Annotated in this window: 18 protein-coding genes and 1 pseudogene; 4 read left to right on the top strand and 15 right to left on the bottom strand. The window is 41.0% G+C overall.

Translation table 11 applies throughout. The features are described from left to right. Nucleotides 1-111: 111 nt before the first annotated feature. The 10 genes and pseudogenes from ACZ5A8_RS17525 to ACZ5A8_RS17480 form a co-directional block, all read right to left on the bottom strand. Nucleotides 112-561: a hypothetical protein gene (locus tag ACZ5A8_RS17525; RefSeq protein ID WP_464530599.1), complete on the bottom strand. Its 450-nt coding sequence runs from the start codon at nucleotides 559-561 to the stop codon at nucleotides 112-114. A 41-nt stretch (nucleotides 562-602) separates the two neighbouring features. Further along, nucleotides 603-1,088: a carboxypeptidase regulatory-like domain-containing protein gene (locus tag ACZ5A8_RS17520; protein WP_464530598.1), complete on the bottom strand. Its 486-nt coding sequence runs from the start codon at nucleotides 1,086-1,088 to the stop codon at nucleotides 603-605. 429 nt (nucleotides 1,089-1,517) lie between these two features. Further along, nucleotides 1,518-1,653 (bottom strand): annotated as a pseudogene (locus ACZ5A8_RS17515) (transposase); the annotation flags it as partial. Between the two features lie 108 nt (nucleotides 1,654-1,761). Further along, nucleotides 1,762-2,379, bottom strand: a complete 618-nt coding sequence (locus ACZ5A8_RS17510) for a TasA family protein (RefSeq protein ID WP_464530596.1) — start codon at nucleotides 2,377-2,379, stop codon at nucleotides 1,762-1,764. A gap of 146 nt (nucleotides 2,380-2,525) precedes the next feature. Next, the gene (locus tag ACZ5A8_RS17505; protein WP_464530595.1) at nucleotides 2,526-3,602 is read right to left on the bottom strand and encodes a DUF5305 family protein; all 1,077 of its coding nucleotides are present in this window, start codon (nucleotides 3,600-3,602) and stop codon (nucleotides 2,526-2,528) included. 168 nt (nucleotides 3,603-3,770) lie between these two features. Next, a complete protein-coding gene (locus tag ACZ5A8_RS17500; protein ID WP_464530593.1) occupies nucleotides 3,771-4,796 on the bottom strand; it encodes a signal peptidase I in 1,026 nt (341 codons plus the stop codon). 54 nt (nucleotides 4,797-4,850) lie between these two features. After that, nucleotides 4,851-5,486, bottom strand: a complete 636-nt coding sequence (locus tag ACZ5A8_RS17495) for a SipW-dependent-type signal peptide-containing protein (RefSeq protein ID WP_464530591.1) — start codon at nucleotides 5,484-5,486, stop codon at nucleotides 4,851-4,853. Beyond that, nucleotides 5,470-5,970: a signal peptidase I gene (locus tag ACZ5A8_RS17490; protein ID WP_464530590.1), complete on the bottom strand. Its 501-nt coding sequence runs from the start codon at nucleotides 5,968-5,970 to the stop codon at nucleotides 5,470-5,472. The genes ACZ5A8_RS17495 and ACZ5A8_RS17490 overlap by 17 nt, the downstream gene beginning before the upstream one ends. A 225-nt stretch (nucleotides 5,971-6,195) precedes the next feature. Beyond that, the gene (locus tag ACZ5A8_RS17485) at nucleotides 6,196-6,843 is read right to left on the bottom strand and encodes a TasA family protein (RefSeq protein ID WP_464530589.1); all 648 of its coding nucleotides are present in this window, start codon (nucleotides 6,841-6,843) and stop codon (nucleotides 6,196-6,198) included. Nucleotides 6,844-7,407: 564 nt separating this feature from the next. Next, nucleotides 7,408-7,947 carry a DUF7344 domain-containing protein gene (locus tag ACZ5A8_RS17480; RefSeq protein ID WP_464530588.1) on the bottom strand — a complete coding sequence of 180 codons (540 nt, stop codon included), beginning with the start codon at nucleotides 7,945-7,947 and terminating at the stop codon, nucleotides 7,408-7,410. Between the two features lie 1,645 nt (nucleotides 7,948-9,592). Between ACZ5A8_RS17480 and ACZ5A8_RS17475 the strand changes: the two genes are divergently transcribed. The 3 genes from ACZ5A8_RS17475 to ACZ5A8_RS17465 all read left to right on the top strand — a co-directional run bounded on the left by ACZ5A8_RS17475 (nucleotide 9,593) and on the right by ACZ5A8_RS17465 (nucleotide 12,065). After that, a complete protein-coding gene (locus tag ACZ5A8_RS17475; protein WP_464530586.1) occupies nucleotides 9,593-9,808 on the top strand; it encodes a hypothetical protein in 216 nt (71 codons plus the stop codon). Nucleotides 9,809-9,935: 127 nt separating this feature from the next. Then, nucleotides 9,936-10,544 carry an imidazole glycerol phosphate synthase subunit HisH gene (gene hisH / locus ACZ5A8_RS17470; protein WP_229390199.1) on the top strand — a complete coding sequence of 203 codons (609 nt, stop codon included), beginning with the start codon at nucleotides 9,936-9,938 and terminating at the stop codon, nucleotides 10,542-10,544. 186 nt (nucleotides 10,545-10,730) lie between these two features. Beyond that, on the top strand, nucleotides 10,731-12,065 hold the full coding sequence (locus ACZ5A8_RS17465; protein ID WP_464530585.1) for an AIR synthase-related protein: 1,335 nt from the start codon (nucleotides 10,731-10,733) through the stop codon (nucleotides 12,063-12,065). Between the two features lie 175 nt (nucleotides 12,066-12,240). Here the strand turns inward: ACZ5A8_RS17465 and ACZ5A8_RS17460 are convergent, their stop codons facing one another. Together ACZ5A8_RS17460 and ACZ5A8_RS17455 are read right to left on the bottom strand one after the other, a co-directional pair. Then, a complete protein-coding gene (locus ACZ5A8_RS17460; protein ID WP_464530584.1) occupies nucleotides 12,241-13,545 on the bottom strand; it encodes an NfeD family protein in 1,305 nt (434 codons plus the stop codon). 50 nt (nucleotides 13,546-13,595) lie between these two features. Then, the gene (locus tag ACZ5A8_RS17455) at nucleotides 13,596-14,378 is read right to left on the bottom strand and encodes a slipin family protein (protein WP_229390196.1); all 783 of its coding nucleotides are present in this window, start codon (nucleotides 14,376-14,378) and stop codon (nucleotides 13,596-13,598) included. A 536-nt stretch (nucleotides 14,379-14,914) separates the two neighbouring features. Between ACZ5A8_RS17455 and ACZ5A8_RS17450 the strand changes: the two genes are divergently transcribed. Next, nucleotides 14,915-17,047, top strand: coding sequence for a DHH family phosphoesterase (locus ACZ5A8_RS17450; RefSeq protein ID WP_464530582.1), 2,133 nt, complete (start codon nucleotides 14,915-14,917; stop codon nucleotides 17,045-17,047). Between the two features lie 220 nt (nucleotides 17,048-17,267). Here the strand turns inward: ACZ5A8_RS17450 and ACZ5A8_RS17445 are convergent, their stop codons facing one another. From ACZ5A8_RS17445 to ACZ5A8_RS17435, 3 genes are all read right to left on the bottom strand, one after another. After that, nucleotides 17,268-17,693 (bottom strand): GNAT family N-acetyltransferase, encoded by a 426-nt coding sequence (locus ACZ5A8_RS17445; protein ID WP_464530581.1) that lies wholly within the window; start codon nucleotides 17,691-17,693, stop codon nucleotides 17,268-17,270. A gap of 286 nt (nucleotides 17,694-17,979) precedes the next feature. Next, nucleotides 17,980-18,594 carry an orotate phosphoribosyltransferase-like protein gene (locus ACZ5A8_RS17440; protein WP_229390193.1) on the bottom strand — a complete coding sequence of 205 codons (615 nt, stop codon included), beginning with the start codon at nucleotides 18,592-18,594 and terminating at the stop codon, nucleotides 17,980-17,982. A 164-nt stretch (nucleotides 18,595-18,758) separates the two neighbouring features. After that, nucleotides 18,759-19,265 carry an NOB1 family endonuclease gene (locus ACZ5A8_RS17435; protein WP_464530580.1) on the bottom strand — a complete coding sequence of 169 codons (507 nt, stop codon included), beginning with the start codon at nucleotides 19,263-19,265 and terminating at the stop codon, nucleotides 18,759-18,761. Nucleotides 19,266-19,412: the final 147 nt, after the last annotated feature.

Here is a 19,412-nt window from a genome sequence, read left to right as displayed (position 1 = left end):
TGAAGATTTAAAAAAGAAGAGCTGCTTTTGAAGTCTTAACTTTTTGAGGAATTAAATTTTTTAAGGACTGATCCTTTAAAAACTTACTGATACTGAACCCATCAAGAAGGTTTAACGCCTCTTTACCTTTATGAAATACTCTTCATCAAAGTCTCTATATCCGGTTCTCATTACTTTTATTGCAACATACCCTTCGGATTTTCCGGCAGGCAGCCCGGGATTTAAGACTGCTATAGTAGCGTTTCCATTAGAGTTCGTGATGCCTGAATACGCTTTCTTTCTGTCCGGGCTCCAGACAATTACGTTTGCTTCTCCGACCCTGCAGTTATTCCTGTCAAGCACACTTATTTGCAGGCTAAAGTTGGATTCCTCTCCTTCGGAGTTGAGTGAAAATGAGCTTATATTTGCAAATGCATACATCGGTTCAGGAGGAGTAGGAGCGCTGCCGATGGCTGAGAGTATTGCATAAAATCCTATGAAGCCGACAATAGAAAGAACTACGATCCTTATAGGAAGCCCGACAGTTCCTGCTTCATTTTCTTTGAATTTTCCCGGCAGCATATGCGGCTCCTTTTTCCAGGTTTACTCGCGATAATATGCAATTAGCGAGTTTTGATAATCATAACTGCATCCTTTCTCTCATAGTCATAGAAACCGTCTGCCAGGATTTTCAGGTCCATTGTCCCTTCGTTCTGGTTCGGGTCAAGCTTTACCATTGCATTTGCCGGCGTTGTCAGCACAGTAATCCCGTTAATGTCAGTCGTGTTCGAGGCTGCACCTCCGAGTCCCTTAAGGATGACGTTTGCACCTCGTACCGGGCTTCCGTCTTTATCTGTTACTTTTATTACTGCTGATACGGCAAACGGGTTCTCTGCAACAGTAGCACCTACTATTATCGAGTTTCCTTGCTGAAGACTTCCTACCCCGAGTCCTGTCTTTTCAACAAAGACTGACATTTCCTTTGTAGGAGTCGGTATTATCGTGATAAGTGTTGCAAGAGCAACCATCCCAACAACGAGCATCACAACTATATTTATTGGCAGTTCCATTGCTTTTTCGTCTTGTCTGAACAACTTAAGTCCTTTCATATTTCCCCCTCGTTTTAACCCCGTAAGTTAATATCTTAACTGTACAACATTCTATCAATATTCAGCCATTCTATTTATAACTTTTCAGTATTTTATCAAACTCGACTTTTAATAAGTAAACTTGGGTTTCTCTGCGCAGTGCATATAGAATAATGCGGAAACGGTTTCGGGGGGCTTCTTCTACCTGTTTCCGTTGGTCTGGATTATCGTAAGGATCCTGCTGGTTCACTTGACAAGCTCAAAAGTTTAGGTGCAAATATCGATGGGTCTACACGGAAGTTAAAAGGTCGTGTTTCCGATACATGTAACAAGTTCACTACTGGTGCTTCGATTCCAAAATAAATTCCTTATTTAATGGGAAAATTGGTGACCATTAGATATATTCAAACTTCAACTTTTGTGAACATACTTCGGAATCGCAATACTAGCATTGAATGTTTCTCTATAGGAATGAACACGCTTTCTACCTCGAAGTTTTTGGATTTGGGAAATGAGGCTTAATTAATTCCCATTCTTGATCGGATAAATCACTGGGATAAGGAAGACGTATAGATCGTTTTGACATTAACGAACAATCAGAGTATAGGAATTATTTAATTTTAAGACAGCCTCTAAGAAAATACAAGCATTAATTCGTGTAATATTCTGCGTCAGGGACTATAGTTTAATAACTTTATACAGCTGTGACTATTTCAGTTATCACGGAAGTATCTCCCTGAAGTTCGTTCTCAGCGTCAGGGTCGAATAGCATCGTGAAATTAATGTAAGCAACTTCACCAGGAGATAACACATTCTCACCATTGACTTTTATTTGACCAACTTGGTTAAGGTCATCGAGATCAATATAGTCGTTTCCGTTGAGATCAGCGTAAAGGTTAATGATGTTGACATCGTTATATCTCATTTTAGTTACTTGAATCCACTTACTAATATCAGTCTCCCCTCTATTAGTCCCAGCTTCATTAGTTATTCCAAGCAAAATTTCAGCATCTCGCTCAGCGTCTGTGTCGTCACTCGTCTCCTGGTCAATAACATCAACTTCCAAATAGACAATTTTTGCTTCGCTTGATCTAACGCTATTATTGATAATTATTGATTCTTTTTTGGACATGCCTGGGGGAACATTATTAAAATGAAAACTATGACTAATATTAATATCCAGAATTCTTGTAGTAAGTGTATTATTTTCACTTGTTTCTGTATCGCTGAAATATGCTTTTGTTCCAACACCTGCCAAAAGTATAGCTACGCTGACTATGAATATACTCAAAATCACTTCTTTGCCTTCCATTTTAATGCCTCTCTTGCGCATATGATTTTTATATACGGTAATCGATTTCTTATCTACAGAGATCAAATTTGATGTTTCAATTTATATATTAAAAAAGTAATGTATCTAACCGGGCATAATTCAATCATTCGTCAATCCTTTATTTCTCAAATTTCATTTTCTTCAGAATATGGATCAAAGAAAATATACAGTGTATTACTATGAATTATAAAATATGCGCCAGATTCTGTATCATTGATCACGCGCGCATTCATATCAACAGCAGCGTCCACAAGGTTATGGAGTGAAAAAATCTCAATCTGCATAAGGGAATCCCTGTTTTCAGGAAGTTTGCCTTTGCTGATAAATTCTTTAAAGGATGAATATCTGTTTTTGTTTTCCAGTTTTTTGATATAAGTCGGATCGACTTTACTCATTTTCATACATGGTAGCAGCATTCCTACCAAAATTGTGCTGAGTAGGAATAAGGAAAAAGGTAATTTAATTACTGATAATGAGGGGTCCTTTTTAATCCTAAGCTTTTTATACGTATCGGTATTTTCGCTAAATTCCAGTACTTCAGGCATCTGATAATATGCAGAATTGATGATTAGAGGTATAGCAAAATTTTTTGTATTATTAATTTCTTCTCCGTTTATTTCTCCTTCGTAATTGACACGAGTGACAACTTCTATCGTTGTATTCGGAGAATATTTTAGCTGGTCCTGTACTTCTGTTACCATTGACTGGATCTCCGGCACATCAAGGGAAAATTCATGGGTAAGTACATCTTTATCCTTAACGCCAAGAAATTCCATCTCTTCCACGGGAAACTCCTTCTGCCAGACTACTTTTTGATCCTCCCCGGATCCCTCCTTACTAGTTGCAATAATCATTGTCTCACACTCTACGCTAAGGTTAGCGGAATCTGTAGCATTAAGGCTGTATGCAAATGAAACATCGAGAGTAGGAGATACAGCAAGAAAATACACTGTTTTTCCCATTTCGAGTCTGATTCCTTTAGGATAGAGGGGATTTGTTTCCGTGACAGGGGCTGTATATGTATATTTTCCATACTGCGCATAGGAAGAAACCAGCTCTTCTCTATCTTCATATGCTGCTTTTGCGTATGCATCATAAGTCCAGACACTGGAAAAGATTATCACAACTCCTAATACCAAAATGAACATTTTAGACCTATCGATTAAATTATTTTTCAATTTAAGGATAGATATTTCTAGCATTTTACTCATCCTACTCTCTTTTATAAAGTTTTTACTATGTTATGCCGGTCAACATATTTAAAGTTTTCACACAGTCCCACGTGCCTTTTATATTCTGCCAATTTTTATAAATTGCAGAGTTAAATAAATGCAAAGTTGAATTTTGTCTGGATAAACTTTTTCGTAAATTCATTCCAAATGGAGCATCTTCTTCCACTGTAAAAATAGGCGATGAAATTTGATTTTCTTAACATTTCTTCCGATTACAATTTTCCGATACCATAAAGGAAAGATAAATAACGTAAAAACAAAGGTATAAAGCACAATCTCGGCAACCACAGGCAGATAGGGATTTATTTCTGCCAGCGAAATTACCCAGAAAACAGGCAGGATATAAGGTACCGAGCTTATTGTTGCAGACGTGTTTTCTGGAGAAGTAATCTGAATCCCATTATTTGGGGGAATTACTGCATACCATGGCTCAATGGCAAGCCTCTGCTCGAAATCTTCCGGCAGAAGAACACATACAGAAGGAACGAAACCCATATTTTCTACCTTATTTTCTTCCTGAAGAATTACAGGTCCGTTCTCTCCCAAATTGCCCATTACAATCCCTGTGAAAATGAACCCGCCTACCAAAATAATTACAACAAGCCGTTTTCCTTTTATCTTATACGAGACATACCTGGAAATTTTTTTCTTCTCTCGTTCAATTTTGCGAGCACGAGTCGGATTGGAATACTTTGTAATTGTCCTGATTTCATCAAGTATTAAAAAAGAAGCCGGAAGTATTACTGTGAAAAAGAAAAACATCTGATTTTTTGAAGCCTGAGGAAAGTATCCTGCAAAGGGAATGACAAAAACCAGTTTTCCAACCAGATCCGACGCCGGAACTTTAAATATATCTTCTTCCTCGTTTGCATCCCCTTTCGTCCTGAAAATTCGTTCCTGGCCCTCCTCTATATTGATAATTCTATGCGTTACACATGTGTCTTTGCCTCCAGGATCCCGGAAAGCTATGACATCTCCAGCAGTAAGTTCATCCGGGCTGACGGATTCAATAACTATAATATCTCCGGGCAGCATCAGCGGTGTCATGCTTCCACTCAGTACAATTAGAGTCTTTTCTGATCCTGTCAAGAATGGAACCAGGGCATTGATCAGAAATATCGCAATTAGAATTACAATTGCTGTCTGAATTATTCCTTTTTTCATATCCCAATCTCCATATCAAAATTTATTCGCTGAGGCTTCCGGAACATCCGAACGTTATTTTGGATCCGTTACGAGACTCTTTACAGACCCATCCCCCATAGTTATGTTAATAGTAAATGGAATAATGTCCGAAATGTTACTATCAAAATAGAGTTCTAACTTTGCAAAAGAGTCTGTCTCCAGCAAATAGTCCGGCCCGTCAATTATTTCCCCTGCCGATTTACTGCCGCTGAAGAATTCTCTCTCTTGTATCGTTATCTCTGTTATATAGCTGGTATTACCCTGGGAGACATTCCACCATACCTGAATTTTGTCAATAGTTACATTCTGGGTTCCGCTGACATTGAAAGTAATTCCGTGAGGTTTTTCGCTGTCTTCCATGTTTTCCATGAGTTTGCTATCAGATACTGTGATAAAGTCAGCTTCACTGCCAACGGGAGCTTCGGTGGGAGTTTCGGCTGGAGCTTCAGTGGAGGCTTCGGCTGGGGCTTTATCGTCGGGGAGAGCTTCATTGCTGTTAGTAAAGGCGGCTCTGCTCTCCCATACGCCTGCAGTAAGCGTGTTTCCGGTACTATGTTCCACATCGGAAAAATATGCGAATGTATCGGTGGTACTGGTCCATATACTATTTAGTGATAAAAATGAAGTAAACAACAAGCAAAAAAGTATGAATTTATTTATGATCTTCATCTTTATTTCTCCCCGTTTTCATTAAATTCTTTATTTCTTGAATTATCAGAATAAGAGCTGGCGTAATGACAAGTGTGAGAAGCCCTGTTAAAGTACTGGCAAAACGTACAAGAGCACCCAGATAAGGAATTTTGAAGCGCATAACCCCTATTACGTCTTCAGGTGCCACCACATAACTGTCCGCGTTCGCGCACGCGTCTCCTTTGGTTCTATAACCTTCAGGTGTAAATCCTATTACTCTGTGTGTGATTGTGAATGGTGAGGGATTATCCTCAAATTGATAATAGTAGGAAATGATGGTCCCCAATTCAATGAAAGTCTCCCTGGAATCAACCACAATAATATCATTTGAGGTTATTGCAGGTTCCATACTGGTACCCGTTACAGTCATAAAATGAAGCGGGCCCGTTGGAATCATAGTGCAAATGATGGGAGCTATCCCAATGATTAGTAATATTACAGCAAATGCATTTTTTTTGTTCATATTATTGGTAATTCAATAGTTTTGTACCGCAGATAGGTATTGAGCGCTTCAATTAGCACTCTAAATCGCATATTTCCACTTATTTTTGCATACTGGATGTACCTTTGGTAGGACAGATTCTCTAAAATACAATTAGTATAATCATAACGTCACAATATACAATTTACTACAGAGTGTTTCAAATTTAAATAGTGGGGATTAGCCCACTATTTGTTTTAGTTCACATTACGGGTTGTCTACATCAGCCTGTTCAAGAGTGAACGTAATGTCTAAGCTAATGCTGTCTCCCTGAATCGTGTTATCAACTATGGCTCCAAATGGAATCTCCCACCGGATAACGAGATCATATTCATCGTCAGGACTCATGGCTGCTACAAGAGCATCCCAGGTTTCTCCACCATACGAATCTATTGTGTCGTAGTAATAGTCGCCAGCGTTGTTATCTGTGGCTCTGGTTCCGTCGGATTTCAGTGAGATGTCAGTACCTCCATCAAATACTCCATCTGCATCCAAGTCAAGCCATAATGCCATCTTTGCTACTCCTCCGAGTTCTCCATCACCCTGGGGAGCCTCTTCAAAGTCTAAGGGTGTACCTTCTGTATTTGTGATAGCGCTAACCGCAATATCCAGTTCTCCAGCAAGAGACCCGATGTTTTGGATTGTCTGAGTTTCGGTGCCAGAGTCCCCAGGTTCTTTGTTTTCAAGTGTAAATGGAGCTGTAAGTGGATCTAAATAAAGGTCAAGCGTTCCCGCAGTAAGAGTATTGTCTTCACTTACTTCCGTATCCTGGAAGTATGCCCATGTCGCGGATCCTGCCAGAACACCGACCACGCCGATGATGAGCACGCTTAAAAGCATTTTCTTGTTGAACATTATTATACCTCTTTTTGATTGTCAATGTGGCCGATCATCGGAAGGTCAGAGGGGAAAAAGAAGATTCCTTATGGATATTTGAGGATTCTTCTACCCCTAGATTTCGATCCCATTTATGGATTGGATCTTCCACCCCACTCCCGCTGATCTGAGCTATCACCTTCTATGGATCGTTTGAAGATAGTTATTGGCGGGTTAGCGGAGATTCTGGGCAGTTAATGAGAAATTAACGCTATCAAAAGGCTTTGTAATTCAAGGCAGTAGTAACAGGGAATTATTGTCGGACTGCTTCAAAAAGAGGTACATTACCGGGTTCGTTGAAGGTTACTATATGCTTTTTCATATAAAGATAGGATATCTTTATATAGAATTTTGTGTGCGAGGTGTGCCTTGAGAGTAGAGGTCTGGTCTGGATATGCCTTCACGTTCCGGAAGGAATAGGGTGGAGTCCGGAAAAGATAGCGGATAAAAGAGATTTTGCCCCGATAATGGCGGATTACCATTATCGGGAAATCTTTTGTTTATGTGTGAAAAAAGCAGGTTATGTATGACATTAAGAAAGGATTATTCTTCAAATCTATGGATGTGGCGTAGATGGGCTATTGAGGAGGCTAAAAACATCAAGCTTACAAAAAACATCCACTGGGAACTCGATATCCATTCGATGAACCCTGCAAAGATCGTGAGGCTACCGACAATGGCGAGAATGCTCACTCCTAAGTAGTACTGGCTCCAGGGGATGTCTCCTTTTTTGACGGTTTCCATGTAGACGTCAAAATTGCGGGATGCGGGGAGGAGTTCCACGCTATCCTTTTCTCTATCATAGATGACTACTCCCAGACTTTCCATTTTGGGAATATGGGTCTGGATCAGGGACACATATATGCTTTTTCTGATGCTGCTTTTTGGTTCTTCGGTTCCTGCTTCCAGACGTGCTATTTCTTCAGAAAGGGAGCGCACGCTCTGGCTTCCATTGTTGTGGAGAAGTTCGAGAACACACCTTCTTCGGTCATTTTGAAGAATTCCAAAAATATCGCTTTTCGATAATTGCACCTGTCGGAAATTCGTTTGGGTATCTGTCACATTGCTAACTCTTCCACTCATAAATATTCCTCAAAAGAACGTAAATGTAACTTTCAAAAGTAAAGGTTTTATTTTTAAATTTTTTATAAATATTTCTCTTTTTATACTACAATCCAGATATTCTTAAGATTTTATTTTTCATTGACTGTATGAAAAATTTTTATTAGATGAATGACGTTCCATTATATAAAACGTATCTATTTACCCAAATAGTCCAAAACAATTTAGATCTTTATTTTTTCTTTTTAATATTTTTCCTATTTGTACATAGGTTCCAAAATATATTCATCCAAATATAAAGCTCAGACTAGTACCATGAAAACTTAATTATGGATCATCAACTTAGATCAAAACAATATCAGCTGATAGTAGTCATCAAAATATATGTTCAACATTTGGGTTTTCACGGTACTAGTGTCGCATCAGCTTTAAAATGTCATAATAAATATATTTCATAGTGTTTATAAAAAATCCCTGGATTTTTTATGAATAGATACATTGTGACACTTACCAAAAAAGACCGTGAAGCTCTTTGTGGACTTACCTCAAAAGGTAAACATAACTCACAAAAAACTCTCTATGCTTTGATCTTAGTTAATTATGATAAAGGTGAGTAGATGTTAATCATTCAACCAATGAAGAAATCTCACGCATCTTAAATATTAGCACGAGAGGCTGTCTTAAAATTCAAACCATTTCTACAATTGGATGATGGGCAATGTTAACTTCAAATTCAAATCGTAAATCCGAAATTAAGGTATGCATTGACATTAAGGATAGTACTTTTCCCATATTACTTACGTACTCGAGATAAATCAAGTACAGTAAACATTATAGTTTAAATTTACATTTTACTCACTTTCCGCAGATGTCCTTTAATTTTCACAAATTTTCCTGCTATCGTTTTTTCTGAAAACCGTCCTGGTTACTCAAACATGTGTTTTTGAAATTTTCCAAAATTTTCGGCTTTTTGCCTTCATTGAAAACTTCCAGCACCTATTTCCCGAAGCTTCAGTTGAGATGATTACTGCAAATTTTCGAACAATTCTCCAAAAACGATAGCAAGAAACTTGCTATTTTTTTGAAGACATCTGCGGAAGGTCGGATTTTAGATGTTTAATGACTTAATGCTGCTGTTTTTCAGTTCAAGCGCATAAAGTTCTATCTCAATTATAGAACCAAATTTAATCTTAAAACACTCTCTAGTGTCGCGTCAATCCTCAAGGATTGAACGATTCTGAATAGTTGTAATCGATCTTATACGACACTTTACTGTGGACTCGACACTAGGGTTTCTGGGCACAAGATTACCATAAATTAGATACGCTGAAATAATTTTAAATGTTACTGTTGTAGTAGTAACTTTAATATCCCAGTTATATTTATTGGCAATTCCATTACTTTCTCATCATGTCTGAATAATTGAAGTCCCCTCATGTTTCCCCCTCATTTTGGCTTGTAAGTTAAGATCTTAACTATATAACATTCTATCAATATTCAGTCATCCTATTTACCAATTTTCGATACTTAGGCCAGAAGGTAATTTAATTGACCAATATTTTTGTATTTATTCTGAAAAACTATATGTTTATATAGCTCTTTTGTGCATAATTCCTTTATTATCGTACAACATCCTTACTGACTATGAACGAGGGGAAACAGGTTTTTGACTCAAGAATGTTCTGATGAGCCAGATGAATCGGACCATAGACAAAATTTTTTGTGTCTTTTCGGACTGCACGACTGGAAACGAAAAAGCGGAGCGCTCTGCTGTCGGCCAACAGTACTCGAAAAACGTTACGAATGTGTTCGCTGTGGCAGGTACAAGGTGATTTTTGAACAGGAGAAAATGCCCTGTAATCTTTCTGCAGACAGATACTGACCTGAAATTTTTATTTTTATACTTTTCAGGTGTATTTTTCTTAATCATTCTATTTCTTCATTTCTTCTCTACTTTTCAAATCCTTTGCTCGTAAGCTTAATCTATTTTAACTTTGTTTGTTAGAGCTATGAAAAGAATCGTGATTATCGATTACGGGCTTGGAAATCTCAGGAGTGTTCAAAAAGGGCTTGAACATGTTGGAGCAAGTCCCGCAATCTCCGGGAACCCTGAAGAGATCCTGGCAGCAGATGGCATTATTCTTCCTGGTGTTGGAGCTTTTATAGATGCAATGAAGTGTCTGATCCCTCTCAAAGGAATTATCGCGGAATTTGCAGACTCGGGGAAACCAATGCTCGGGATCTGTCTCGGACAGCAGGTTTTGATGAGTTCCTCCGAGGAAGGCAGGCTGACTAATGGTCTCGATCTCATTCAGGGCAGAGTACTTCGTTTTCCGAAATCTGAACTGAAAGTGCCCCACATGGGCTGGAACAATATCAGGATCAAACAGGATCACCCTCTGTTTAAAGGCATTCCTGACGGTTCTTTCGTGTACTTCGTACATTCTTATTATGTGGACACAGCTGAGGAAAATACCCTTGTGTCATGTGAATATGGGCTGGATTTTTCAGCCTCCGTAGTGAACTCGGAAGGCAATGTTATGGGCACCCAATTCCACCCTGAGAAAAGTGGAGCTACAGGGTTGAAGATTTTGAAAAACTTTGTTGAAATGTGTTGAAATTATGTATCTAATAAGTGTACTTCGGTTTTTCACTAAACTTTTATTTCTCGTTTTTTCTGTGGTTAAGTTTGAACTCCGGGGTATTCTTTATTAAAATTCAGTCCAGAAATTATGCTTGAATTCTAAAACTATCTGTCCTGTATCTTTCAAAGCAGTGGCAGAATATGCGAGAGGATGGTTACTATGGATATAGAAGGTTACGCAAAACGGGCTCTCAGGAAAGACCCTTCGAATGAAGTCGGACTTGAGACACAGCTTGCCTCAAGAATTCTTGAAATAAAGAACATCAACCCCGAAAGGGCTCATGAGATTGCTGCTGCGGTCATTTGTGAAGCAAAAGCGACTCTCTACACGGAAGGGGATGTATTAAACTCGACTCTTTCAGGAGTTTCCATGGGAGAGTTCGGAGTAGGTTCAAGGGGCACAGGGGACTTTTACGTTCATTCCAAGCTTGGGGAGGTCATAGGCAAGACCGGTGCGGTAGTTGACAGTTCCCAGCTTGACGACTCCGGAGTTGTAAAAATAGGGAATGAATACCTGGTGGTTACGATTGATGGCATACATTCCCGCCTCAGCGATTTTCCGTTCCTTTCGGGTTTTCATGTCGCAAGGGCAGCTCTACGTGATGTCTATTCAATGGGTTCCCGCCCTCTTGCAATGCTTTCAGACATCCATGTCGCAGACGATGGAGATGTGGCAAAAATATTCGATCACATTGCAGGAATCACCACAGTTTCAGAGCTTACCGGAATCCCCCTTATTACCGGAAGTACTCTTCGGATAGGCGGGGACATGGTTATAGGTGAACGAATGACAGGAGGCGTCGGCGCTGTTGGTGTTACGTCTTCCCTTACCTCACGCAACCGGACAAAGGCAGGAGACCTTATCCTTATGACTGAAGGTGCAGGCGGAGGCACGGTTTCTACAACTGCACTTTATTACGGGATGCATGACGTTGTGGAAGAGACTATTAACATACGTTTTCTTGAAGCCTGCGAAGCTCTCCTGCAGTCCGGGTTGTACAGGAAAGTCCATTCCATGACCGATGTTACCAATGGCGGAATACGCGGGGACGCACGTGAAATCTCAAAGACTGCATGTGTAAAAATGGTCTTTGAAGAGGAAAAAATGAGAGCCCTTGTAAACTCAAAGGTACTCTCCATGCTTGAGCTTCTTAAAATCGATTACCTCGGTGTATCTCTTGATGCCCTGTTGGTTATTGTCCCCCCTGAATATGCCGATGAGATCCTTGAAACAGTTCGGGCTGCCGGTGTCGAGATTGACATTATAGGTCGTGTAGAAGAAGGAAGCGGGGCTAAAATTATCGTCAATGGAGAGGTCAGGGACTTTTCACCCAGGTTCAGAGAATCTGCCTATACACCTGTCAAAAAGGTTCATGGAGAAGAGAACCCTCGAGATTTCGAGGAGATGAGAAATGCAATTGATAGAGCAGCCGAGGAAGCTATTGATAAAAAGCAGAGGGTCCTTGAAAAAATAAAGGGCAAAAAGAAAAATTAAACTCGGAAACCGAAATCTGGAGAAAACTCCGGAACAGAAACTTGGAAAAGAGCTTCGGAACAGAAACTCGGAAAAATTTCCTGAAAAAACCCGATAAAGAACCAATTAAGCCTAATAGTATCTTAAAGTGAGAAATTAAAGTGAGGAAAAAGGAAAAGAAGAACAGAAAGGAGGCTTATATCTTTCTTTTTACTACGAGCACTTCCATTTCTTTTCCAATAATTTCGACTTCTTCTTCAGCTCCTATTTCCTCTTCGGATCTGGCTTTCCAGTACTCTCCTCTATAGCGGACAAATCCACGTTTTTCAGGTTTTATCGGATCTATGGTTCGAGCAATATCCCCTATAATGGCTCCAATAACAGGTTTCTTTTTCCTCGTTTCGGCGACTTTATATATCGCAAAGACAAGGAAAAGCCCTAAAATGATGGTAGGTGTAACAATTGTCAGGAGTAACATTCTCCTAAATTCCGGGGTGTAAATATTCTCAGCTCCCAGCGGTACAAGAAAGACACTCCCTATTATCAGACTGATAAGTCCGGCGAGCCCGAATATGCCAAATCCGGGGGATTCAAGTTCAAGGATAAGAAGCCCTACTCCTACCATGATGAGGAAAAATGCTGCTATGTTAATGTTGAACCCTGTGCCTATCAAGCCGAGAACAATTGCAATAATCCCGAATATTTCTGCTCCAGCTCCCGGGTTCGCAATCCCGAAGATGATCCCGTAAAGCCCTATTGTCAGGAGAAGGGAGGAAAGGACCGGGTTTGAAATAAGCTTCAGGAAGGAAAGTGGAAGTGGAGGTGAGTAGATCTCTATTTCTGCATTTGCGGTTTGCAGTCTTCTGTCCTTTACTCTCTCTCCATCAACCTGAGCCAGCAGGTCCGGAATGGAAGAGGCCCTATACTCGATTACTCCTTCTTCCAGGGCTTCTTCGTCGTTCAGATTTCTGTTTTTGGTAATTACCTCTTCAGCAAAGGTTTCATTTCTCCCGTGTTTTCTTGCAGTTTCAACCGAAAATTTAACGAGGGCATTTATAATTTTCTCATCCTCTACGGGTTTTGTCCCTTCTGCAGACATCTGGACCGGTTGGGCTGATCCTATGACTGTAAAGGGAGCCATTCCAGCAATATCAGTCCCCATAAGGATGAGGGTTCCTGCAGACCAGGCTTTTCCGCTTTCAGGCACATACCCGATCACAGGGATGGTTGCGTTCTCAATTGCCTTTATAATTATTTGAGTCTCTTCCAGCCCTCCACCGGGAGTATCCAGGCTAATCACGAGAGCTTCAAAGTTCCCATTTTCAGCTCTTTCTATTGCATCAGCTATTAAATTGTCGGAAGCTGGAGTAATAGCTTCGGCTATTTCGAGTACAAGCACTCTATCTTCGGGTGCTGCTCCTGCAGGAGGCGTAAGAGCAGCTGTGAGAGTGATACAGAGAAAAAAAATAAAGAGGGAACAAAAAGCCCTTCTGGTTTGCATAATCACTGACCCTTTCTCGCCTTTACGTTCTTTTCGGCTTTTATCTGTCCTTATTGTTCTTTCTTTCCGGATATAGCCTGAGAGAGGGCAGCCACGTTTCCGGCTTCAATAGGCTGAGACTGTGTAACTATGATAAGGTTTCTTTCCCTGGCAATCTCGGCAAGAGTCTGAAGCTCCCTTAGCTTGATAGCAATAGGAAGTCCCTGGTAAAGATTGGCAGCATCTTTCATCCTTTCACCGGCCTGATACTCTCCTTCAGCAAGAATGATCCTGGCACGTTTCTCCCTTTCGGCTTCAGCCTGTTTTGCGATTGCCCTTTTCATAGTTTCAGGCAGGGCTACATCTCGTATAGTCACTCCTGTAACTTTGATCCCCCAGGGATCAGTATAGGCATCCAGCAATTCCTGAATTTGCTTGTTGATGTTCTCTCTTTCCGAAAGCAGTTCATCAAGTTCCATCTGGCCCAGCACGTCCCTAAGTGTAGTCTGGGAAAGGGTTGAAGTTGCAAACATATAGTTTTCAACCTGTGTAATTGCAGCCCCTGGCTCCACTACCTTGTAGTAAACAACGGCATCCACTTCAACTGTGACATTGTCCTTTGTAATGACTGCCTGCTTCGGGACATCAATTGCAACAACTCTCAGGTCGATTTTTGTGGCTTTATCAATAAAGGGAATGATTAGAAATATCCCCGGCCCTTTTACTCCACTAAGGCGACCAAGTCTGAAAATAACTACACGTTCGTATTCATTAACCATTTTTATAGATTGTGAGAGTATTAATATTACAACTATTAATACAGGAAGCAATAATTCACTGATGAAATCAACCATAATTTTATGCCCTCCTATCAATTAATCTTAAAATTGGGCTTAATAATAATTAAGTGTTCTTTATTCAGGAATTGTAATGAAAAATTCCTGCAAAGTAAACAGTCCTAATTTAAAAGTTTTGTATTCTGTCGTCTATATAAAGTATCTGTGAATCTATATAAGTCCTCACTCCGGTTTTTCATAGACCGCAGTTTCCCTGTCTTTCTCTGTCTTTAAGATTTATAATCTTAAAGTCGCAGATATCATCTTAAAGCCTGAAGGTTCCGGGACCTGCAGACGCTATGTAAAATAGCATGCTGACAATACTTATATCTTGCATACGGAAGATATTGAACTGAAAGATAGGATCTGCAAGCAGATAACTAATCAGGTAATCGCCGATTTTCCGGGCCGGGTGAAGGTCATACAGTCACTATTATACTGAAAGGCCGACACAGAAAATAATAAATATATGAAGTTCAAAGCGAGATTTTGAACTCCAAAAACTTTGAGAGTAAGAAAACGCAGGTTCGGAAGAACCACTGGTGTTGATATTAATGAGTAAGGAATGTCCAGACTGCCACGGGCGTGGCTATGAGGTTATTTCAACTGAGGTCTGCCCTTTGTGTAAGGGAAAAGGCAAGTCAAAGTCAGTTGATTTCATGAAAATTTCAGAGAAAGAAATTGACAGTTTCTTGAAAAATGGCGCAGCATGTGAGAAATGCAAAGGTAAGGGGAGTATCGAAGTTACCAGATCCTGTGAGGCCTGCGAGGGACTCGGAAAGATCTATACCTGCAAGGTTTGTGGGGCAAGAATTCATGAGTTACAGGATGGAGAAGAAGAGATTTGCAATTCCTGTTCACGTTCCCAGCATGTTTATGCTCTGGACGAATCCTGCGATCTCAAGGATGTGGAAGCAGGAAAACTTTATCACGGCATAGTGAGCAGTATCGCCTCTTTTGGAGTCTTTGTAGACCTGAATCCCCATGTAAGGGGACTTATGCATTCCAGCAATGTTGGGACCCAGCCGGGAGTTAGGGATGCTGTGATTGTCCTGGTCAAGAGTATTAAAGCCGGAGGAAAACTGGATCTTATCCCGCAAACTCTTACAAAGTACGAAACCATTGAACTTGAAAAAGAGCTCCCACTTAAGAATTCATCCGATATAGATACCAGCATGAAAGGCAGGCTCGTCCGGATCGAAGGAGAAGTTATCCAGGTAAAACAGACCAGCGGGCCTACTATCTTTACCATTGGTGATGAAGGGGGCTTTATCCCCTGTGCGGCTTTTGAGAGTGCCGGGAAGCGGTCCTATCCTCACGTTGATGTAGGAATGATTGTATCGATTACCGGGGAAGTGACTCCACGGGATGAGCAGGTCCAGATTGAAGTCATGAGCATGAAACTGCTTACCGGAGAAAAGGAAGCTGCTGTCAAGTCCAGGGTCGAGATGGTAATTGATGAAAAATCCACTCCTGCTGATATTCCTTTCCTGATCGAAAGCGACATTATGGAAAAACTCAAACCCAGAATGCTTCATGTTGCCAAAGAGATCAAAAAGGCAATTTTCCATTCAACACCCATCATCTTAAGGCACCATGCAGATGCCGATGGAATTACTTCCGCAATTGCCATTGAGAGGGCAATCCTTCCCCTAATTACGGAAATCGGTGGGGCGGATGCGGAGTACTATTTTTATAAGCGGGCTCCTTCAAAGGCTCCTTTCTATGAGCTTGCCGACGTTACGAGAGATATTTCCTTTGCACTTGAAGACTATGCAAGGCACGGGCAAAAAATGCCTCTTGTGATCCTTGTGGATAATGGATCAACCGAAGAAGATGTGCCTTCAATGCGGCAGGCCCAGGTCTATGGCATTAATATGCTTGTCGTTGACCATCACCATCCGGATGACATCGTTGACCAATATCTTATAGGACATGCAAACCCTGCTCATGTAGGGGGAGATTTCGGGGTTACTGCGGGAATGCTCTGTGCTGAAATCGCCCGCATGATCAATCCCAGCATCAGTGATACGATAAAGCATCTACCTGCTGTTTCGGCAGTAGGAGACCGTTCGGAGGCTCCTGAAGCTGGAAGGTATATCTCCCTTGTTTCGGACCGCTATACTCTTGAAGAATTAAAAGAGATGGCGCTGGCTCTGGATTATGAGCAGTTCTGGCTTAAATTCAGCAGTGGAAAAGGCATTATTGACGATATTCTGGACCTGGGCAACCACACTGTCCATAAAAATCTGGTATCCTTGCTTTGCGAGCAGGCAAACACCATGATAAAAGAACAGCTTGAGACCTGTCTCTTTAATGTCAAGTCCCAGAAATTGGCTAACGGAACTATCATGAATGTGCTGGATGTCGAAAACTATGCCCAGAAGTTCACTTTTCCGCCACCGGGCAAGACTTCCGGAGAGGTGCATGATGTACTCACCAAAAGAAACCCGGGAAAACCTGTGGTCACCCTGGGCTACGGCCCGGACTTTGCTGTCATCCGCTCAAAAGGTGTGCTCATGAACATTCCCAGGATTGTAAGAGAACTCAGGGAAGAGATGAAAGGTGCCGGAGTCAGTGGCGGTGGACACCTTGTTGTAGGAAGCATTAAGTTTGTAGAAGGAATGAGGACCGAAGTGTTATCAAGGCTTGCCGAAAAGATAGCATCTACGGAAGTTGAGTATTAAACAGGCTTTAATAAGCCTTTTTTTCTCTCTCTTTCTGAATTTCTTTCCGGCTCTTACTATTTCTTTTTATGGAATCCTCTGTATGCCGGTTAAAATTTACAGTCCTAGTCTTCGAGGTTGGATGCAGAATTGATAAAATTGGGAAGTAAATAGTCACCTTATGTCACATCCCGGATCGCGTTCATATCATACCCGATGTCTATAGAAAGAGTGTCATACTTTATTCCGTAAGTTCAAATTCTCCCAGTTGCATTCCCGGCGCCTCTTCTGGACGGATTAAAAAACCCTGTTTTTCATAGAAACGAGCCTTTTCGGGAGCTGCAAACAACCATACTCTCCTGATATTTGATTCCTGGCATTTTTTAACTAACCGTGTTAAGATCTCAGTTCCGATTCCCATTCTCTGGCGGTCCGGCAATACTATTATGTCACAAATCAATGCATACAGGATGCCATCTGAAAGCAAACGCCCAACACCTGCAATGTTCTCATCTTGATATGCTGTTGTCCAGTACCAGGTATTCTCAAAGACTCTCTTCAGGTCATTCTCGGAGATTTTCAGAGTTTGCATCCAGCCTGTGCTTGAGAATAATCGGGAATACTCTTGCCAAGTAGGAGGGCTTTCTTTGTATACTGTATCTCTCATCCATTATCCCTGCAGTGTTTTATCCCGTGATTGTATCAAGTAGTGGACCCGGGAGTTATGAATTCGGGAGTTATGAATTCGGGAGTTATGAATCTTCACAATCACTTAGAATACGGCTTAACTGGTTTAAACTCAGGTTTGAATAATGATGCCAATTATATATTTGTTAACGGCCCAGAGATCATTGACTCTGGATCTTTAAAAAAGAGGTTTTTGGGAAAGCCTTATTTTAGAAAAGCTTTCCGTACAGGTAAATTGTTTTCACTTTTTGTCTTCGTTTATCCTATCAATCCACGCGAACTATTCTTACCAGGGACTGGATCGGGACATTGGCGATTGTATCTGCGCCTTTTTTGTCCACAAGAACAACTACGACTCTGGGTTTTGCGTCCATTTCCCGCAGTTGCTCAATTACTTCCATGGTTGTCGAGCCTGTCGTGATAACGTCGTCCACAATTACACAGTTCTTGCCTGCAACGCTTCCAAAATTTCTGCTAATGGTCCCTTTCTGGCCTGGCTGGACAACATCCTGTCCTTTACGGGAATGATATAGGGCAAAGTCTGCTCCAAGCTCGTTTGCCATCATGCTTGCCAGGGGAATGCCGCTGGCTGCAACACCAACTACCACGTCCACCTCAGCATTTGTTTTTTCCAGGGTCTCAAGCACCATGTCGCAAAGTGCAAGCGAGATGTAGTGAAGCCGTGTAGCGCTCTTTCCTATGCTGCTCCAGTTTACAGAGATATCTTTTGGAGCGGGGGCTGCGACGTCTTTTTTTGAACGGGTTAAAAGCCATGTAACCGTTTCTCTTGAAACGTTAAGTTCATCGGCAATCTGGCCGGTTACAAGCCCGTTGTTCTGCAGTTCTACAGCTTTCTGAATCAGATCTTCTATATTCTTCATGCCTCCATTCCCACCTGAAATTTTTTGTCTGGCGGTATTTCCGGCCGATTTTTGCAGCACTTCTTACGGATACTGCCTGGAATTACTGCCTGAAAATTATAATTCAAGTATATCTTTTCTCAGTTAAAGACATTATTACACTATCAAGCGTTATATCTTTTTCTTCAGCTTTTCTGAGACCTTTTTCCTTCAAGCCTTTTTTTTCTCATTTTCTTCATGGGTGAACCACAAATAGGACATTCATCCCCTTTCTCAAAGGTTTTTTTACAGCCTGTACATTGCTTTTGCCAGATAATAACATCTCTTATTTTTTTCTGGGCTATTGGTTTAACCTTAATTCCGAGCTGCACGGCAACATTCTGGACTGCATAATCATCTGTGAGCAGTATTGCTCTCTCCCTGTGCTCAAGGGCTTTTGCAAGAATTTCCAGGTCTGTTTTTGAAAGCTCTTCTGAGTCCCGGGTCTGTTCAGCTTTTTCTCGAACCTCTTTTACCATTTCCGGTTCTGGCCATTCAACCCTGAGCCCTCCCTCTTTTGCAAGGTCAAAACGGAGCACGGAGTCCTTGCTTTTTAATTCGTCCACAACTGAAGGGACAGTGATGAGCAGTGAACTATTCACGCTGCAGTTCCCCATTATAAAGACTGCTGAATCTGCTATGTAAGAGGTCATTTTCCTTCTCTTTTCTTTGTTAGTATATAATTCATTGTTTCCCGAGTTACATAATCCATAGTTTTCTTGGTCGCACCTCGGGATTACAGGAAATCGGAGATTTTCTGGAAAAACAGGAAAATTCGTTGATTATATGTAAAACCTATA

The organism is Methanosarcina subterranea (genome assembly GCF_055385895.1).
This window is presented reverse-complemented; position numbering and strand designations above follow the sequence as displayed.

What these genes read in the sequence shown, in the direction of transcription:
- ACZ5A8_RS17440 (WP_229390193.1), bottom strand. Translation starts at nt 18,594, where the DNA reads ATGAAGAATATAGAAGATCTGATTCAGAAAGCTGTAGAACTGCAGAAC.
- ACZ5A8_RS17485 (WP_464530589.1), bottom strand. Translation starts at nt 6,843, where the DNA reads ATGTTCAACAAGAAAATGCTTTTAAGCGTGCTCATCATCGGCGTGGTC.
- ACZ5A8_RS17435 (WP_464530580.1), bottom strand. Translation starts at nt 19,265, where the DNA reads ATGACCTCTTACATAGCAGATTCAGCAGTCTTTATAATGGGGAACTGC.
- ACZ5A8_RS17490 (WP_464530590.1), bottom strand. Translation starts at nt 5,970, where the DNA reads ATGAACAAAAAAAATGCATTTGCTGTAATATTACTAATCATTGGGATA.
- ACZ5A8_RS17520 (WP_464530598.1), bottom strand. Translation starts at nt 1,088, where the DNA reads ATGAAAGGACTTAAGTTGTTCAGACAAGACGAAAAAGCAATGGAACTG.
- ACZ5A8_RS17505 (WP_464530595.1), bottom strand. Translation starts at nt 3,602, where the DNA reads ATGCTAGAAATATCTATCCTTAAATTGAAAAATAATTTAATCGATAGG.
- ACZ5A8_RS17500 (WP_464530593.1), bottom strand. Translation starts at nt 4,796, where the DNA reads ATGAAAAAAGGAATAATTCAGACAGCAATTGTAATTCTAATTGCGATA.
- ACZ5A8_RS17465 (WP_464530585.1), top strand. Translation starts at nt 10,731, where the DNA reads ATGGATATAGAAGGTTACGCAAAACGGGCTCTCAGGAAAGACCCTTCG.
- ACZ5A8_RS17510 (WP_464530596.1), bottom strand. Translation starts at nt 2,379, where the DNA reads ATGGAAGGCAAAGAAGTGATTTTGAGTATATTCATAGTCAGCGTAGCT.
- ACZ5A8_RS17495 (WP_464530591.1), bottom strand. Translation starts at nt 5,486, where the DNA reads ATGAAGATCATAAATAAATTCATACTTTTTTGCTTGTTGTTTACTTCA.
- ACZ5A8_RS17525 (WP_464530599.1), bottom strand. Translation starts at nt 561, where the DNA reads ATGCTGCCGGGAAAATTCAAAGAAAATGAAGCAGGAACTGTCGGGCTT.
- ACZ5A8_RS17450 (WP_464530582.1), top strand. Translation starts at nt 14,915, where the DNA reads ATGAGTAAGGAATGTCCAGACTGCCACGGGCGTGGCTATGAGGTTATT.
- hisH (WP_229390199.1), top strand. Translation starts at nt 9,936, where the DNA reads ATGAAAAGAATCGTGATTATCGATTACGGGCTTGGAAATCTCAGGAGT.
- ACZ5A8_RS17460 (WP_464530584.1), bottom strand. Translation starts at nt 13,545, where the DNA reads ATGCAAACCAGAAGGGCTTTTTGTTCCCTCTTTATTTTTTTTCTCTGT.
- ACZ5A8_RS17480 (WP_464530588.1), bottom strand. Translation starts at nt 7,947, where the DNA reads ATGAGTGGAAGAGTTAGCAATGTGACAGATACCCAAACGAATTTCCGA.
- ACZ5A8_RS17455 (WP_229390196.1), bottom strand. Translation starts at nt 14,378, where the DNA reads ATGGTTGATTTCATCAGTGAATTATTGCTTCCTGTATTAATAGTTGTA.
- ACZ5A8_RS17445 (WP_464530581.1), bottom strand. Translation starts at nt 17,693, where the DNA reads ATGAGAGATACAGTATACAAAGAAAGCCCTCCTACTTGGCAAGAGTAT.